This is a genomic window from Ruegeria sp. YTSC002, from assembly GCF_059609845.1.
The window spans coordinates 139,566-154,564 of the sequence record NZ_JBXWML010000007.1; the positions used below are offsets into that span (position 1 = coordinate 139,566).

Sequence of the window (14,999 nt, forward strand, 5' to 3'; positions counted from 1 at the left end):
TCACTCTGGTAACACGCTTCGGGACATGTCCAAGATAACACCTTCGGGTGTGATACACGTCCCATAAACCAACCGCTCGACCCCCTGTGCCTGCGCCGCCTCAAATGCCGCCGCGTAGGCTGGATCAATATCGGTCGCCAAAGCAAACCGGTCGCAATCGGTTCGCTGAACCAGATACAGCATGATCGCCCGGTGCCCTTGCGCGGCCATCGCGGCCAACTCGCCCAGATGCTTGGTGCCACGGGCTGTGACGCTGTCGGGAAACTCGGCCAGTCCGGGCTGGCGTGACAGTGTCACGCTTTTCACCTCGACATAGGCATCCGGCAGGCCCGGCCCGGTCAGCAGGAAGTCGATGCGGCTGTTGTCGCCGTATTTCACCTCGGGCCGGACGGTGTCATAGGCGGCCAGTTCGGGAATCTCACCGGCTTCCAAAGCAGTGCGCAGCGCCCGGTTCGGAACCGAGGTATCGACCCCGGTAAAATGCCCGTTCTCGTGGTCCACCAGCCGCCAACCGAATTTCAGCTTTTTCTTCGGGTCGTCGTTGGGTTCCAGCCAAATCTTCTCGCCGGGCTCGGCCAGCCCCATCATCGACCCCGGATTGGCGCAATGGGCCGTTACCTCACTTCCATCCTCAAGCCTGCAATCGGCCAGAAAGCGTTTGTAGCGGCGGATCAGGCGGGCGGGAACAAGAGGGGTTTCAAATCGCATGGTTCAGGGCCTATACCTGCCCCCAAGGACGATCAAGAGGGGGACAGCGCCATGGCCAATCCAACCGCAGCGATGCTGGTGATCGGGGATGAAATCCTGTCGGGTCGCACCCGCGATGCGAATATGCATTTTCTGGCGCAGGAGCTGACAAAACACGGCATCGACCTGAAAGAGGTCCGCATTGTCAGCGACGACGCCCCTGCCATCGAAGCGGCCGTCAAAGCGCTGTCCGACGCCTATGACACTGTCTTCACCAGCGGCGGCATCGGCCCGACCCATGACGATATCACGGCCGATTGCATTGCCCGCGCTTTCGATACACCCATTGATGTGCGCGATGACGCGCGTGCGCTCTTGCAGGCCCATTACGACAAATCCGGGCTGGAACTGAATGCCGCCCGCTTGCGCATGGCGCGTATTCCGGACGGTGCGACGCTGATCGAAAACCCGGTTTCCACGGCGCCCGGGTTCACGCTTGCGAACGTGCATGTCATGGCAGGTGTGCCGTCGGTTTTTCAGGCGATGGTGGCAAGCGTTTTGCCAACATTGACCGGAGGCAGACCTTTGTTGTCGCAAACTCTGCGTGTGGACCGCGGAGAAGGTGATATCGCCGCAACCCTGGCGGCCCTGGCCGAAGATTTCAGCGACCTGTCCATCGGGTGCTACCCGTTTCAGATCAACGGTGCCTTCGGGGCCAACGTGGTTGTGCGCGGCACCGACGGAGGCCGGATCGACGCGGCCACAACCCGTTTGGCGAAAGAGCTTGAGCTTTGAGCGGCACCTGGGCGGACATAGTTGATGGCACATGGCCCGCCGCACGCTATCAGCGGGTTGGCCCGTTTCTGCTGCGTGAGGGGCAGGGCGGAGGGTCGCGGGTGTCTGCGGCCAGTGCATTGGGCCCGGCCAATGAAGAGGATATCAACGCCGCCGAGGCCGCGATGCTGGCCATGGGGCAAAAGCGCATCTTCTGTCTGCGGCCCGGAGATGAGGCCCTGGATGCAATGCTGGCCCGGAGGGGCTATGATATTCTTGACCCGGTGAACATCTACGTCTGCCCCGTCTCCAGACTGACCGATCAGCCAATCCCCCCGGTCATGGTGTTTTCGATCTGGGAACCGCTTGAGATCATGCGCGACATCTGGGCCTCGGGCGGGATCGGACCCGAGCGGATTGCGGTGATGGAACGCGCCAAGGGCCCCAAGACAGGATTTTTGCTGCGTCACAACGACAAACCCAGCGGCGTGGCTTTTGTGGCGATGCATGCAGATACTGCAATGGTCCACGCGCTTGAAATCCTTCCTGAACATCGCCGTCAGGGGCTGGGCCACTGGACCATGCGCGCAGCGGCATTCTGGGCGCGGGATCATGGTGCGCAGAACCTCAGCGTGATCTGCACCAAGGCCAATGAAGGCGCCAACGGTCTTTATCGCGCCCTCGGGATGGAGATCGCAGGCGAATACCATTACCGTCATCTTGTCTGAACTGAAGAGGTCGCCGTGACACAAAAAGACATGCCTACCGCGCTGAACCTGCCCATGGTCGATCCGCTACCGCCGGAAACGCAGAAATACTTTGATATCTGTGTCGAAAAACTGGGCATGGTGCCGAATGTGCTGAAAGCCAACGCATTTGACATAGACAAGCTGAACACATTCACCGCGATGTATAACGACCTGATGCTGGCTGACAGCGGGTTGACCAAGCTGGAACGCGAGATGATCGCGGTCGTCGTCTCGTCGATCAACAAATGCTTCTACTGTCTGGTCGCGCATGGGGCGGCAGTGCGTCAGCTTTCGGGCAATCCGCAACTGGGCGAAATGCTGGTGATGAACTACCGCGTCGCGCCGCTTGAGCCGCGTCAACGGGCGATGCTGGACTTCGCAGCAAAGATGACCACCGCCAGTGCCGAGATCGAAGAGCCCGACCGACAGAAATTGCGAGACGCCGGATTCACTGACCGGGACATCTGGGACATCGCCAATGTCGCCGGGTTTTTCAACATGTCAAACCGGGTGGCCAGCGCGACGGCGATGGTGCCCAACGAAGAATACCACGCACAGTTTCGATGATCCGCACCGCCGCCCTTGTTGCCCTGCTGATGACAGGATCTGTTGCCGCGCAGGACCTGACCCTGCCGGCCAGTGCCCGACAGATCAGCGACCGGACGTCGCCACTGGACAGCTATGACCTGCCGACGGGGCCTTATGCAAATGGCTCTGTTCCCGCAGAAACGTTAGAAGGGCGTGTGGAACGCTTTACGTGGCGGCTTCAGGCGGGGTCGAGCACGACATTGCAGCTTCTCGCCCCGCTGCGGGAACAGATCGAGGCGCAGGGCTACAAGATCCTGTTCGAATGCGACGCGCGGGTTTGTGGTGGTTTCGACTTTCGCTTTGGCACCGAGGTCGTGCCAACCCCGGACATGTATGTCGCCATTCAGGATTACCGTTTTCTGTCGGCCACCAAGGGGCCGGTTGCCCTTAGTTTGCTGGTCAGCCGCAATCCCCCGGATGGCTATGTTCAGATGATCCGGGTGACGCCTCAAGATGCACCGGACCCGGACCCTGTGGTGGTCGAGCAAGCCGCAGAGGGTTCGGTCGGGGTGCTGGAGGCCTTGGCGGCAACGGGCCACGTGATTCTGGATGATCTGCATTTTCCGACGGGCGAGGTTGCCCTGGGCGAGGGTCCGTTTGACTCACTGACCTTGTTGGCCGGATATTTGACCGACAACCCGGAAACGCGTCTGGCGTTGGTGGGGCACACAGACGATACCGGTGCCTTGCAGGCGAATATTGCGGTCAGCAAAAGCCGGGCCGAGGCGGTGCGAACCCGCCTGATTGATGCACATGGCGTGGCACCCGACCGGATCGAAGCGCAGGGTGTCGGCTATCTGTCTCCGCTTACATCGAATGCAACCCCGGAAGGGCGCGATCTGAACCGTCGGGTCGAAGCCGTATTGCTCGTCAACTGATCCACCACAGGTACAGCGGCAACCCGACGGTGATGTTGAACGGAAACGACACCCCCAGCGACAAGGTCAGATAGATCCCGGCCTCGGCCTTCGGAAGGGCGATCTTCATCGCGGCGGGAACCGCGATATACGATGCCGAGGCTGACAGCACCATGAACAGGAACAAGCTGCCTTGTGGCAATCCGATCACGGCACCTACCGCCCAGGCCATCAGTGCGCCAATCAGGGGCATCAAGACACCAAAGGCGAACAGGCCAACCGACAGCTTGTCTCGGTTGCCGATCAGGCTGCGCCCTGCCGACAGGCCCATATCCAGCAGAAACAGGCACAGAATACCGGTGAACGGCGTCACGATGAAGGGCGCGATCATCTGCATACCTTCGCCGCCGGTGATGGCTCCGATCAGGAAAGCGCCGGTGAGCAGAACGATCGAGCCATTGGCCAGCAGATCACGCCACAGCTTGTCATCCTTGACGCCATTGCTTCCGGTCTTGTGTGCCAGCCAAAGTGCCGACAGGATTGCAGGAACCTCCATCGCAGCCGCAACGGCCACCATGAACCCGTCATGGGACAGCCCCACCAGATCCAGCAGGCTGGTGGCGGTGACAAAGGTGACGATCGAGATCGAACCATAGTGCCCTGCAACCGCCGCCGCGTTCAGCGCATCCAGCTTTGTCATCACCCTGAGCAGGCCAAAGGCCACGAAGGGGATGGCAAAGGACAAGGCAACACCGCCCAGCAGAGTCAGGAACAGTTGCAGGTGAATGCCATGCGCGGCCAGACTGGCACCGCCCTTGAACCCGATGGCCAGCAACAGATAGAGCGACATGAACTTGGCCGCGCCGGCCGGAATGGACAGGTCGCTGCGTACAAAGGCCGCCAGAAGCCCAAGAGCAAAAAACAATATGGTCGGCACCAGCAGATTGCTGGACAGTGTTTCGATCACTCCGGGCATAATTGACTCCTGATCCCTCGTTTTCGGGTTGGGTGCCTTGCAAAATGGAATTCGCCAAATACTATCTTTCTAAGTTATAAATAGTTTTAGGCTATGAAATGCGCCCGACACTGCGACAGTTGGAATACATCGTTACGGTCAGTCGCCTTGGGCGATTCAGTTTGGCTGCCGAGGTTTTGAATGTCAGCCAGCCCAGCCTGTCGACGCAGATTGCGACCGTAGAACAAGAGCTTGGCGTTCGAATCTTTGACCGTAACCGCGGTGGAATCCAGGTGACGACGAAGGGGGAAGAGTTCATCTTGCGCGCGCAGAAGATCCTGGCAGAGGTCAAGGACCTGCGCCACGCCATGTCGAACGATATGCCCGTCGGAGGAAGGTTGCGACTGGGGGTTTTGCCTTCGATCGGGCCTTATCTGTTGCCGCAAGCCATCAAACAGGTGCACCGGCTGCGCCCCGGATTGCGCATCGTGGTGCGCGAGGAAAACACATTGGATCTGGAACAAGGTCTGAAATCCGGTCGATTCGATCTGATTCTGTCCACGCCCGAGGACCATCCGAATACCGTGCAACACCGGTTGTTCAACGAACCTCTTTGGGTCGCGGTTGCCGTTGATGACGTTCTTGCGCGGGATTTGCAGGGTGTCAGTGCCGCAGATCTTCAGAACCGGATTTTCCTGACCCTCGATCAAAGCCACCGCCTGTCGCGCATCGTCTATGCATTGGCGGCAGAATGCGGTGGGGTGGTTTCGGATGAGTATGAAGGCACGACACTTGATTCCATTGTCCTGATGGCGGCTTCGGGTGTTGGTGTTGCGGTACTGCCTGATCTTTATGCTCGCAGACAGGGGATCTACCGCGACGAAGTGCGCTTGCGACCACTGTCCATCGCCAATGCAAATCGCGATATCGCCCTGTTGGCACGCCGTTCCGAGACCCCGCCGCCGGGTCAGAATGTGCTGACGGACAGCCTGCGCTCTTCCGCCCGGTCCATGGGGCTGTCGGTGATCGACCCATAAAAAATGGCCCGCACTTTCACATGCGGGCCAAAAGTTGGTCTTCAGGGAGAAATTACCAGTCCATCGGACCCTTCTCGTGAAAAGAGTCGACGAGGAAATCGATGAAGGCCCGTACTTTGGGTTGCGTAAAGCGGCCCGGCGGGTAGACGGCGTAAACGCCTTGAACTTCGTCGGGCAGGGACGGCATGGCATCGACGACCAGCCCAGCCTTCAGGGCTTCTGCATAAAGATAGCTGGGCAGATACGCGATACCCAGGCCGGAAACCGCCGCGTTCAACAGGGATTGGCCATCGTTCACGCTCAACCATCCGGCCGTTCGAACCTGACGCTTTTCGCCGGATGGCGCGGTCAGTTTCCAGACATTGCCCGACGACTGGCTGGAATAATGCAGCAGCTTGTGTTCGTTCAGATCGTCGATTTTCTGTGGCCGGCCGAATCTTTCGACATAGCTGGGCGCGGCGACCATGCGTTTGACGGTTTCGGTCAGTTTGCGGGCGCGCAGCGTGCTGTCTTCCAGCTCACCAATGCGGACGGCCACGTCAAATCCTTCGGAAATCAGCTCGACATAGCGGTTGTTCAAAACCATGTTCACGGTGATGTCGGGGTAGGCTGCAAGGAACTCGGACAGCACGGGCGACAGGTGATTGACGCCGAAATCCGTGGCAACGCTGATGCGCAAAAGACCGGACGGGGCTGATTGCATAGACGTGACCAGTGAATCCGCTTCTCCGGCATCATTCAGCACGCGCCGCGCGCGATCATAATAGGCCAGCCCGATTTCCGTTGGTGACACCCGGCGCGTGGTGCGGTTCAACAGTCGCGCTCCCAGACGCGCCTCAAGGCTTGATACGTGTTTGGACACGGCTGATTTGGAGATGCCCATCTTTTTGGCCGCATCGGTGAAGCCACCCTGGTCCACCACATTGGCGAAGGCTTCCATTTCGGTCAGTCGGTCCATACTCGTTCCCCAGATCTTGATTTCCGTCCTGACTATGGCGCTGAATCTGGGCGGAAACGGGGCAGACATGGGATAATATCAGGGATTTGAATCGGATCGTTTGCGTATGGGAAACGCAGAAACAGTGGTTTCCAATCTCGCCTCAGGCATTGTGATGCTGTGTTTTTCAGGCAATCGCGCTAAGATCTCACATTGAGAATGGCATTTTTGTGACCAGGGAGGAGATCATGAAACCCTTTTTCGCCATTGCTGCGCTTTGCCTTTCGGTGGGCATTGCACACGCCGGAGGAGAGACCCCATCGAATCCCGATGCAAAGGTCTATTTCGTCAACCTGTCGGATGGCGATACCGTTCAATCACCGGTCACGGTTGTCTTTGGTCTCAGCGGCATGGGCGTCGCACCCGCCGGAACCGAGAAAGAAAACACCGGGCACCACCACCTGTTGCTTGACCGTCCCCCGCTGGGTGAGGGCGAGGATGGCGCGGATGAGTTGGCCAATGGTCTGCCCGCCGACGAACATCACATGCACTTCGGGGGCGGTCAGACCGAAGTAACACTGGATCTGTCGCCGGGCCAACACACTCTGCAATTGGTTCTGGGCGACGCCGGGCATGTGCCGCATTCCCCGCCGATTGTATCCGAGGTGATTACGATCACCGTGGAATAGCCGCAGGTCGTTGAAACCGTCCGTTCGGTTCATGTGATGGAGAGGCATTTACATTTTCGGCGCACTTAGTGAATCTGCCTGCATTTGCAGGGGGTAATAATGTCGCTGGAATTCTTCATTACATCATTGATTGTTGTTTTGCTGCCGGGTACCGGCGTCATCTATACTTTGGCTGTCGGTCTTGGGCGCGGGTTTCGCGCAAGTCTTGCCGCAGCCGTCGGATGCACACTTGGGATCGTTCCGGCGGCCTTGGCCAGCATCATCGGACTTGCAGCATTGCTGCACACCAGTGCCGTCGCGTTTCAACTCATCAAATATCTTGGCGTCTTGTACTTGTTCTACATGGCATGGGGTATCCTGAAGGACGGCGGTGCCATGGACGTCGCGGCGGAGAAATCCGCAAGAAGCGACTTTGGAGTTGCCGTTACAGGAACGCTGATCAACGTTTTGAACCCAAAGTTGTCGTTATTCTTCCTGGCCTTTCTGCCTCAATTCCTGCCAGCGAATTCAGCAAATGCAGGAATGGAACTGACCAAACTGGCGCTGGCCTTCATGGCCATGACACTTGTTGTTTTTGTCGGGTATGGCGCATGCGCCGCACTGGCGCGGGACTATGTAATCCGGCGCCCTGCTGTGATGGCGTGGATAAAGCGGTGTTTCGCAACCGCTTTTGGTGCCTTGGGTGCAAAACTCGCGCTGTCGGAGTGAAGACACTCTGAACGAGTGGTTTCAGAACTCTGCGGCAAGGCGTGTGCCCTGATTGATCGCGCGTTTGGCGTCCAGTTCCGCCGCCACATCCGCGCCGCCGATTACATGCGGGGTGATGCCGCGTTCGATAAGCGCGTCGGCCAGCGACCGTTCGGGCACCTGACCGGCACACAGCACGATCGTATCGGCCTTGATCACGGTCGGGTCGGCGCGCTCTTCGCCGAACGAGACATGCAGCCCTTCGTCGTCGATGCGTTCATAGTTCACGCCGCCGACGAAGTTCACGTTCTTCATCTTCAGCGTGGCGCGGTGGATCCAGCCGGTGGTCTTGCCCAGCCCCTTGCCATGCGCCTGTTTCTTGCGTTGCAGCAGCGTGACCTGACGCTTGGGCGCCTCGGGCTGCGGGCCTTCGGGCGCCAGTCCCGCGCGGTGCTGCTCGGGGTCGGCGACGCCCCATTCCTTCATCCACAGGGGCAGGTCGGTGGTGGGCGAGTGGCCTTCCTCGAGCAGGTATTCCGACACGTCGAACCCGATGCCGCCCGCGCCGATCACGGCTACCGATTTGCCCACCGGGGCCTTGTTGCGCAGCACGTCGATATAGTTCACGACATTGTCACGGTCCTCGCCGGGGATCTGCGGGTCGCGCGGATTGACGCCGGTGGCGATCACCACCTCGTCGAACCCGGTCAGATCATCGGCGCCGACCGCGCGGCCCAGTTCCACCTTGACGCCCAGCGTGTCGAGCATGGTGCGATACCAGTCCACCAGCCCCCAGAACTCTTCCTTGCCCGGCACCTGCTTGGCCATGTTCAGCTGGCCGCCGATCTCGTCGGCCTTGTCGAACACGGTCACGTCATGGCCCCGCTGGGCGGCGGTCATCGCGGTGGACAGGCCCGCCGGGCCCGCGCCCACGATGGCCACGCGCTTGGGCGTTGCGGCCTCTTCGATCACCAGCTCGGTCTCGTGGCAGGCGCGCGGGTTCACCAGGCAGGAGGTCAGCTTGCCGCTGAACGTGTGATCCAGGCAGGCCTGGTTGCAGGCGATGCAAGGCGCGATCCTGGCCGACTCGCCGACCATGGCCTTGGCCACGAAATCCGCATCCGCCAGCATCGGCCGCGCCAGCGACACCATGTCGGCGCAGCCCTCGGCCAGCACCTGCTCGGCCACTTCCGGCGTGTTGATCCGGTTCGAGGTGATGACGGGGATCCCAACCTTGCCCATCAGTTTCTTCGTCACCCAGGCAAAGGCCGCGCGCGGCACCGATGTGGCGATGGTCGGAATCCGCGCCTCGTGCCAGCCTATGCCGGTGTTGATGATCGTCGCCCCGGCCTGTTCGATCCGCTGCGCCAGTTGCACCACCTCGTCAAAGGTCGAGCCGTTGGGCACCAGGTCGATCATCGACAGTCGGTAGATGATGATGAAATCGGTCCCCACCGCCTCGCGGGTGCGGCGCACCACTTCCAGAGGCAGGCGCATCCGGTTCTCATAGGACCCGCCCCAGCGGTCGGTACGCTTGTTGGTGTGGGTCACCAGGAACTGGTTCAGGAAATACCCCTCGGACCCCATGATCTCGACCCCGTCATAGCCCGCCTTCTGCGCCAGCACGGCGGCGTTGACGATGTCGCCGATCTGTTTCTCGATCCCTTCTTCATCCAGCTCGGTCGGCGGAAAGGGCGAGATCGGAGACTTGATCGGGCTGGGCGCCACGCATTTCGGGCCATAGGCATAGCGGCCCGCATGCAGGATCTGCATGGCGATCTTGCCGCCTGCCTGATGCACCCGGTCGGTGACGATGGAATGGTTGGCCACATCCTTGTCGCTGGTCATCATCGCAGCGCCGGGCAGGACCGAGCCTTCCAGGTTCGGCCCGATGCCCCCCGTCACCATCAGCGCCACTCCACCGCGCGCGCGGGCGGCATAGAACTCGGCCACCCGGTTCCAGTCGCCGGTTTCTTCCAGCCCGGTATGCATCGAGCCCATCAGGACCCGGTTCTTCAACGTGGTAAAGCCCAGATCCAGTGGTGCCAGCATGTTTGGGTACACAGTCATGGCAAAACTCTCCCTCCTGAATTTGCGTGATAGATTGACGTTCGCGTAAACTTTGTCACGCGAAACCCCACGTCACCCTCTTTGCTGTTGCGCCGGTGATTGCTAGAGGTGGGCGAAACAACACGATGAGGCCGCGCATGACCCCCGAAGAAATTGCCAAACTGCCCTATCGCCCCTGCGTTGGGCTGATGCTGATGAACGACAAGGGCCAGATCTTCGTCGGCCAGCGCAACGACCGGTTCGAGGACGCCTGGCAGATGCCCCAGGGCGGTGTGGACAAGGGCGAAGACCCTCGTGATGCGGCCTTGCGTGAGCTGTGGGAGGAAACCGGCGTAACCGGTGATCTTGTGGAAATCGTCGCCGAGACCGAGGGCTGGCTGCCCTATGACCTGCCGCATGACATCGTGCCCCACATCTGGAAGGGCCGCTTTCGCGGGCAGGAGCAGAAGTGGTTCCTGATGCGCTTTCTGGGGACCGACGATCAGATCGACATCGAAACCGACCACCCCGAGTTCACCCGCTGGAAATGGCAGGACCCCGAGCGGTTGATCGAAGAAATCGTGCCCTTCAAGCGGGCGGTCTACGAGCGGGTGATGACGGCGTTTGGGGGGTATTTGGGGTGAAGGGTAGTTGGTTGTATTGATCCCATTGCCTGTATTCCTTCCACCAACAAACTTGCTGTGTTTCAGTTATGGACACCATTGAACAGAACCTTGCAAACTGGCGCGAAACGCTCATGAAAAGCATCCCGATTGGAGGTCTGCTCTCTCGCAACCCAATCGCTTACAAGTGGAAGGCCCCCTTTCGGTGCTGGCTACTACGCGAGGTGGCATTATGGCGAGTTACCGACCTGCTAACTCAGTCGAAGTTGTTGCACCAGCAAGGCCATTCTCTTGGCGCTCGCATATTGTTACGCAGTGGTTTAGAGACGCTTGCCGCACTCATCCACCTTAACCAACTCATTCAGCAGGTTTTGGACGGCAAGCTGGACTTTCACCTGTTCGACCAGAAAACCAGCGTTCTACTGCTCGGCTCCCGCGATGGTTCAACAAATCACAAGTCGCTCAACATTGTTACCATCCTTAACAAGTGTGAAAAGCGGTATCCCGGTTTCAAAAATCTGTATGACAATCTGTCGGAAAGTGCCCACCCGAACTATGAGGGCATGATGGTCGGCTACTCCAAGTTCGACCATGACGAGTACGAAACGCACTTCTCGAACCGCTGGGCGCAGCTCTATGGGGCGTCGCACCTCGGTTCAATGGAGCTTTGTATGATGGTGTTTCATCACGAATACAACGACATGTGGACAGACTTGATGGACAAGTTTGAAAACTGGATCGTTGAAAACGACGCTGAGTTGGAAGCGACCAAAAATTCTCCGCTGCCGGGCTGACAATTGCGCCTCAAGAGCAAGTGCTCTGTCGTAGGAATGAACGTCCGCTTCGCCCACTAAACCCCCTCAAACTAACCCTTCCTCCCGCAACAATTCCGGTATGGTCACCTCCGGCCGCGGGCCGATACGGCCGATCACCTCGTGGGCGCAGGTGGCCAGATCATAGGCCAGTCGCCAAACCGAGCTGCCGATCATCGCGGCTAGCGCATCGCAGGGGTGAGGAATGCCGACAGTGCGCTTGAACCTACCCCGTCAGGAACGACAGGCGCGCGACCGAAAACATCGTGCCACAACGAAAAAGGGCGCCCAAAGGCGCCCCGTTCCCATCTTGGATCGTCCACTCAGACGAGCTGCAGGTTTTCCGCCGACTCGCGGCCATCGCGGCCGGATTGGACGTCGTAGGTAACCTTCTGGTTGTCGGCCAGACCGGTCAGGCCGGAACGCTCGACGGCGGAAATATGGACGAAAACGTCCTTGCCGCCTGTTTCGGGTGCAATGAAGCCGAAGCCTTTGGTGGTGTTGAACCATTTCACGGTGCCATTGGCCATCGTGAGATCTCCTGTATTTTTCAACCTGTTCGCGGAATTGCAACAGCGTGGTGCAGTCGGCCTATATCGAGTTCGCTGAAGTCCGGTAGGGAACGCAGGGGATCGAAAGCAGTAACGTAGCCCGCCCCTTCTGACCGATCGCAGACGCCCTGACCATCCTTATTCGTGTTTTACCCTACGTCACTCTGAACAGGTCGGGGCCGACCGGTTGGCCGAGATCACCCTGAACCCGGCCCCATCCGGAACGGGCCACCAGACGGACAGGGCGGAGTGTTTGCTCTGCTCGGCATGGCACGATGCATGATTACGGCAGCCTCAGGTTGGCGTGCTGGGGCCGATCATGGCTTAAACCAACCCCTCTTCCCGCAGCAATTCCAGCATGTTCGCTTCAGGGCGGGGGCCGATATGGCTGATCACTTCGCGAGCGCAGGCATTGCCAATCTTGGCGCAGGTCTCGTAATCGCGGCCCGTCGCCATGCCGAACAGGAAGCCGGCGGCAAACTGGTCGCCTGCGCCTGTTGCATCAACGGGGACAACCTTTTCAACCGGTACGTCAATGCGGGTGTCGCCGTTCAGAACGGTCACACCGTCGCCCGAGCGGGTGCAGACCACCAGCGGACAGATCGCGGCCGTCTTGGCCAATGCGTCTTCCAGATCGTCAGTTTCGAACAGGGATTTGATCTCGGCCTCATTGCCGATCACGAAATCCAGCTCATTTTCGATCAGCAGCAGGAAATCGACCCGGTGACGTTCCACGCAGAACGGGTCGGAAATGGCGATGCCGGCCTTGCCGCCACCCTTGTGGCAGGCGCGCGCGGCCTCAAGGAATGCCGCCTTGCCTTTTTCCTTGTCGAACAGATACCCCTCGAGGAACATGATCTGGCTGTTTCCAGCGACCTCTTGCGAGACGTCCTGAGACGACAGTTCCGAGGAAATGCCCAGATAGGTGTTCATCGACCGCTCACCATCGGGCGAGACAAAGATCATCGAGCGTGACGTGGGCAATTCACCACCCGGAACTGGTGGGTTCACGAAATCGACGCCATCCTCGTTCATCGCATCTGCATAGAACCGGCCCAGTGCGTCATCGTGAACCCGGCCGATGAAGGCCGCATCCAGCCCAAGCGCGCCTGCGCCCGCAATGGTATTGGCCACCGAGCCGCCCGGCGTTTGAACACGGCTTTCCATCGAGGCGTACAACACCTCGCCGCGTTCCTGTTCGATCAACTGCATGATGCCTTTTTCGATGCCCATCAGCTCCAGAAAGCTGTCATCGGCCTGGGAAATCACGTCCACAACGGCATTTCCGATGCCGGTCAGTTGATAAGTCTTCATTGGGTTTTGTCCTCGAATTGGCAGAGATCACGGATGATGCAGGTCGGGCATTGCGGCTTGCGCGCCTTGCAGTGGTACCGGCCATGCAGGATCAGCCAGTGATGCGCATGGAGTTGAAAGTCAGCAGGAATATTGTCTTCGATGGCGCGTTCGACCGTGTCCACATCCTTGCCCGGGCAAATGCCGGTGCGGTTGCCGACGCGAAAGATATGGGTGTCCACCGCCTGCGCCGGTTGTCGCCACCACATGTTCAGAACCACGTTGGCCGTCTTGCGGCCCACACCCGGAAGGGATTGCAGGGCAGCCCGGGAATTGGGAACCTCGCCGCCATATTCGTCAACCAGGATACGGCTGAGCTTGATGACGTTCTTGGCCTTCTGGCGGAACAAGCCAATGGTTTTTATGTGCTCGATCAGGCCTTCCTCGCCCAGATCCAGCATCTTTTGCGGCGTGTCGGCGATCTTGAACAGGTCGCGCGTCGCCTTGTTGACGCCCGCATCCGTGGCTTGCGCCGAAAGGGCCACGGCGACGACCAGAGTATAGACGTTCACATGCTCCAGCTCGCCCTTGGGTTCCGGGTCGGCCTCCTGAAAGCGCGTGAAAATCTCGCGGATCGTATGATAGTCGAGTTGCTTTGCCATCCGGGTCTTAATGCCGTCCACCGGGCTCTGACACAAGCCCAAAGCCAATGCGCAAGTTCCGGGTCGCGGCAGCGTGGCCTGCGCGCTATGGTTTTGTCAGAAGATGAGGTGGAACCATGAACGTCCAGACCCCGGAAAGCGGATACCATTACAACGTCATGCGCCGCGCAATCGAGTTGATTGATCAGGGCGGCGAGGGCCTGAGCCTTGATGAGCTGGCACGCCAGATGGATATGAGCCCGGCCCATTTCCAGCGCCTGTTCTCGCGTTGGACCGGAGTGTCGCCAAAACGGTACCAACAATACCTGACACTGGGCCATGCGAAGGCATTGCTGCGCGAACGGTTCACAACACTGGAAACTGCACACAATGTGGGCCTGTCCGGTAGCGGACGTTTGCATGATCTGTTCCTGAAGTGGGAATCCATGAGCCCCGGCGAATATGCCCGCAAGGGCGAAGGTCTGACGATCTATTGGGGGTGGTTCGAATGCCCCTTTGGCCCCGCGCTGGTCATGGGTACCGACAAGGGCATCTGCGGCATGGCCTTCGGGGCCGAGACCGGCGAAGAGGCCGCGATGGAAGATATGATCTCGCGCTGGCCCAAGGCGACGTTCGTCGAAGATCCGATGCGCCTGCGTCCTTGGGCGCTGAGTGCTTTTGGCGCTGCCAGCGACCGGTTGGAGCCAACACCGGTTTTCCTGATCGGATCACCTTTGCAAATCAAGGTGTGGGAAGCGCTGATGCATATCCCGTCCGGGCAGGTCACGACCTATTCCGAGATCGCCCAGCGGGTCGGCTCTCCGCAAGCTGTTCGCGCCGTGGGAACGGCAGTTGGCCGCAACCCGGTCAGTTGGCTGATCCCCTGTCACCGTGCCTTGCGCAAATCAGGTGGCCTGGGAGGCTATCACTGGGGCTTGCCGGTCAAGCGTGCCATGCTGGCCTACGAGGCGGCGCAGGCAGACGCCTGATTGACAGACGGCCTGACCGCTGCCAAAAGGCACCTCAGGTTCGGGTCCCCTGCCGTTCGCGGCCATAGGCTTTGGTGAAAC

Annotated in this window: 17 protein-coding genes; 10 read left to right on the forward strand and 7 right to left on the reverse strand. The window is 59.6% G+C overall.

Annotated elements, in window-relative coordinates; translation table 11 throughout:
- Window positions 1-708, reverse strand: a complete 708-nt coding sequence (gene sfsA, locus AC2FFD_RS14690) for a DNA/RNA nuclease SfsA (protein ID WP_425079969.1) — start codon at window positions 706-708, stop codon at window positions 1-3.
- Between the two features lie 51 nt (window positions 709-759).
- Here sfsA and AC2FFD_RS14695 point away from each other — a divergent pair, with 51 nt between their 5' ends.
- The 4 genes from AC2FFD_RS14695 to AC2FFD_RS14710 are packed head-to-tail and all read left to right on the forward strand — an operon-like array spanning window position 760 to window position 3,676.
- Window positions 760-1,482: a competence/damage-inducible protein A gene (locus tag AC2FFD_RS14695; protein ID WP_209835208.1), complete on the forward strand. Its 723-nt coding sequence runs from the start codon at window positions 760-762 to the stop codon at window positions 1,480-1,482.
- Window positions 1,479-2,189 (forward strand): GNAT family N-acetyltransferase, encoded by a 711-nt coding sequence (locus AC2FFD_RS14700; protein WP_496873448.1) that lies wholly within the window; start codon window positions 1,479-1,481, stop codon window positions 2,187-2,189. The genes AC2FFD_RS14695 and AC2FFD_RS14700 overlap by 4 nt, the downstream gene beginning before the upstream one ends.
- 30 nt (window positions 2,190-2,219) lie before the next feature.
- Window positions 2,220-2,777: a peroxidase-related enzyme gene (locus tag AC2FFD_RS14705; RefSeq protein ID WP_170346797.1), complete on the forward strand. Its 558-nt coding sequence runs from the start codon at window positions 2,220-2,222 to the stop codon at window positions 2,775-2,777.
- A complete protein-coding gene (locus AC2FFD_RS14710; protein ID WP_170346713.1) occupies window positions 2,774-3,676 on the forward strand; it encodes an OmpA family protein in 903 nt (300 codons plus the stop codon). Before AC2FFD_RS14705 ends, AC2FFD_RS14710 begins: the two co-directional genes overlap by 4 nt.
- Here AC2FFD_RS14710 and AC2FFD_RS14715 read toward each other — a convergent pair.
- Window positions 3,669-4,631, reverse strand: a complete 963-nt coding sequence (locus tag AC2FFD_RS14715; protein WP_257599519.1) for a sodium-dependent bicarbonate transport family permease — start codon at window positions 4,629-4,631, stop codon at window positions 3,669-3,671. The genes AC2FFD_RS14710 and AC2FFD_RS14715 overlap by 8 nt on opposite strands.
- 98 nt (window positions 4,632-4,729) lie before the next feature.
- Between AC2FFD_RS14715 and AC2FFD_RS14720 the strand changes: the two genes are divergently transcribed.
- Window positions 4,730-5,647, forward strand: coding sequence for a hydrogen peroxide-inducible genes activator (locus AC2FFD_RS14720; protein ID WP_257599518.1), 918 nt, complete (start codon window positions 4,730-4,732; stop codon window positions 5,645-5,647).
- A 52-nt stretch (window positions 5,648-5,699) separates the two neighbouring features.
- On the opposite strand, the gene AC2FFD_RS14725 is transcribed toward AC2FFD_RS14720, so the two are convergent.
- Window positions 5,700-6,605, reverse strand: a complete 906-nt coding sequence (locus AC2FFD_RS14725) for a LysR family transcriptional regulator (protein ID WP_117871765.1) — start codon at window positions 6,603-6,605, stop codon at window positions 5,700-5,702.
- A gap of 227 nt (window positions 6,606-6,832) precedes the next feature.
- Here AC2FFD_RS14725 and AC2FFD_RS14730 point away from each other — a divergent pair, with 227 nt between their 5' ends.
- On the forward strand, window positions 6,833-7,273 hold the full coding sequence (locus AC2FFD_RS14730; RefSeq protein ID WP_425079973.1) for a DUF4399 domain-containing protein: 441 nt from the start codon (window positions 6,833-6,835) through the stop codon (window positions 7,271-7,273).
- Between the two features lie 99 nt (window positions 7,274-7,372).
- Window positions 7,373-7,981, forward strand: a complete 609-nt coding sequence (locus AC2FFD_RS14735) for a LysE family translocator (protein WP_480685854.1) — start codon at window positions 7,373-7,375, stop codon at window positions 7,979-7,981.
- A 21-nt stretch (window positions 7,982-8,002) separates the two neighbouring features.
- Here AC2FFD_RS14735 and AC2FFD_RS14740 read toward each other — a convergent pair whose 3' ends face one another.
- The gene (locus AC2FFD_RS14740; protein WP_496873449.1) at window positions 8,003-10,030 is read right to left on the reverse strand and encodes an FAD-dependent oxidoreductase; all 2,028 of its coding nucleotides are present in this window, start codon (window positions 10,028-10,030) and stop codon (window positions 8,003-8,005) included.
- Between the two features lie 137 nt (window positions 10,031-10,167).
- On the opposite strand from AC2FFD_RS14740, the gene AC2FFD_RS14745 reads away from it, so the two are divergent.
- Together AC2FFD_RS14745 and AC2FFD_RS14750 are read left to right on the forward strand one after the other, a co-directional pair.
- Window positions 10,168-10,653: an RNA pyrophosphohydrolase gene (locus AC2FFD_RS14745; RefSeq protein ID WP_480685857.1), complete on the forward strand. Its 486-nt coding sequence runs from the start codon at window positions 10,168-10,170 to the stop codon at window positions 10,651-10,653.
- A gap of 68 nt (window positions 10,654-10,721) precedes the next feature.
- Window positions 10,722-11,426 carry a hypothetical protein gene (locus AC2FFD_RS14750; protein ID WP_496873450.1) on the forward strand — a complete coding sequence of 235 codons (705 nt, stop codon included), beginning with the start codon at window positions 10,722-10,724 and terminating at the stop codon, window positions 11,424-11,426.
- 341 nt (window positions 11,427-11,767) lie between these two features.
- Here AC2FFD_RS14750 and AC2FFD_RS14755 read toward each other — a convergent pair whose 3' ends face one another.
- The 3 genes from AC2FFD_RS14755 to nth form a co-directional block, all read right to left on the reverse strand.
- A complete protein-coding gene (locus AC2FFD_RS14755) occupies window positions 11,768-11,974 on the reverse strand; it encodes a cold-shock protein (RefSeq protein WP_257599512.1) in 207 nt (68 codons plus the stop codon).
- A 345-nt stretch (window positions 11,975-12,319) separates the two neighbouring features.
- Window positions 12,320-13,309 carry an adenosine kinase gene (locus tag AC2FFD_RS14760; protein WP_257599511.1) on the reverse strand — a complete coding sequence of 330 codons (990 nt, stop codon included), beginning with the start codon at window positions 13,307-13,309 and terminating at the stop codon, window positions 12,320-12,322.
- Window positions 13,306-13,950: an endonuclease III gene (gene nth, locus AC2FFD_RS14765; protein WP_257599510.1), complete on the reverse strand. Its 645-nt coding sequence runs from the start codon at window positions 13,948-13,950 to the stop codon at window positions 13,306-13,308. The genes AC2FFD_RS14760 and nth overlap by 4 nt, the downstream gene beginning before the upstream one ends.
- 116 nt (window positions 13,951-14,066) lie before the next feature.
- Here nth and AC2FFD_RS14770 point away from each other — a divergent pair, with 116 nt between their 5' ends.
- Window positions 14,067-14,918 (forward strand): methylated-DNA--[protein]-cysteine S-methyltransferase, encoded by an 852-nt coding sequence (locus AC2FFD_RS14770; RefSeq protein WP_257599509.1) that lies wholly within the window; start codon window positions 14,067-14,069, stop codon window positions 14,916-14,918.
- Window positions 14,919-14,999 lie beyond the last annotated feature (81 nt).

What these genes read in the sequence shown, in the direction of transcription:
- AC2FFD_RS14770 (WP_257599509.1), top strand. Translation starts at nt 14,067, where the DNA reads ATGAACGTCCAGACCCCGGAAAGCGGATACCATTACAACGTCATGCGC.
- AC2FFD_RS14750 (WP_496873450.1), top strand. Translation starts at nt 10,722, where the DNA reads ATGGACACCATTGAACAGAACCTTGCAAACTGGCGCGAAACGCTCATG.
- AC2FFD_RS14720 (WP_257599518.1), top strand. Translation starts at nt 4,730, where the DNA reads ATGCGCCCGACACTGCGACAGTTGGAATACATCGTTACGGTCAGTCGC.
- AC2FFD_RS14730 (WP_425079973.1), top strand. Translation starts at nt 6,833, where the DNA reads ATGAAACCCTTTTTCGCCATTGCTGCGCTTTGCCTTTCGGTGGGCATT.
- AC2FFD_RS14755 (WP_257599512.1), bottom strand. Translation starts at nt 11,974, where the DNA reads ATGGCCAATGGCACCGTGAAATGGTTCAACACCACCAAAGGCTTCGGC.
- AC2FFD_RS14745 (WP_480685857.1), top strand. Translation starts at nt 10,168, where the DNA reads ATGACCCCCGAAGAAATTGCCAAACTGCCCTATCGCCCCTGCGTTGGG.
- AC2FFD_RS14695 (WP_209835208.1), top strand. Translation starts at nt 760, where the DNA reads ATGGCCAATCCAACCGCAGCGATGCTGGTGATCGGGGATGAAATCCTG.
- AC2FFD_RS14760 (WP_257599511.1), bottom strand. Translation starts at nt 13,309, where the DNA reads ATGAAGACTTATCAACTGACCGGCATCGGAAATGCCGTTGTGGACGTG.
- AC2FFD_RS14725 (WP_117871765.1), bottom strand. Translation starts at nt 6,605, where the DNA reads ATGGACCGACTGACCGAAATGGAAGCCTTCGCCAATGTGGTGGACCAG.
- AC2FFD_RS14715 (WP_257599519.1), bottom strand. Translation starts at nt 4,631, where the DNA reads ATGCCCGGAGTGATCGAAACACTGTCCAGCAATCTGCTGGTGCCGACC.
- AC2FFD_RS14735 (WP_480685854.1), top strand. Translation starts at nt 7,373, where the DNA reads ATGTCGCTGGAATTCTTCATTACATCATTGATTGTTGTTTTGCTGCCG.
- nth (WP_257599510.1), bottom strand. Translation starts at nt 13,950, where the DNA reads ATGGCAAAGCAACTCGACTATCATACGATCCGCGAGATTTTCACGCGC.
- AC2FFD_RS14705 (WP_170346797.1), top strand. Translation starts at nt 2,220, where the DNA reads ATGCCTACCGCGCTGAACCTGCCCATGGTCGATCCGCTACCGCCGGAA.
- AC2FFD_RS14740 (WP_496873449.1), bottom strand. Translation starts at nt 10,030, where the DNA reads ATGACTGTGTACCCAAACATGCTGGCACCACTGGATCTGGGCTTTACC.
- sfsA (WP_425079969.1), bottom strand. Translation starts at nt 708, where the DNA reads ATGCGATTTGAAACCCCTCTTGTTCCCGCCCGCCTGATCCGCCGCTAC.
- AC2FFD_RS14710 (WP_170346713.1), top strand. Translation starts at nt 2,774, where the DNA reads ATGATCCGCACCGCCGCCCTTGTTGCCCTGCTGATGACAGGATCTGTT.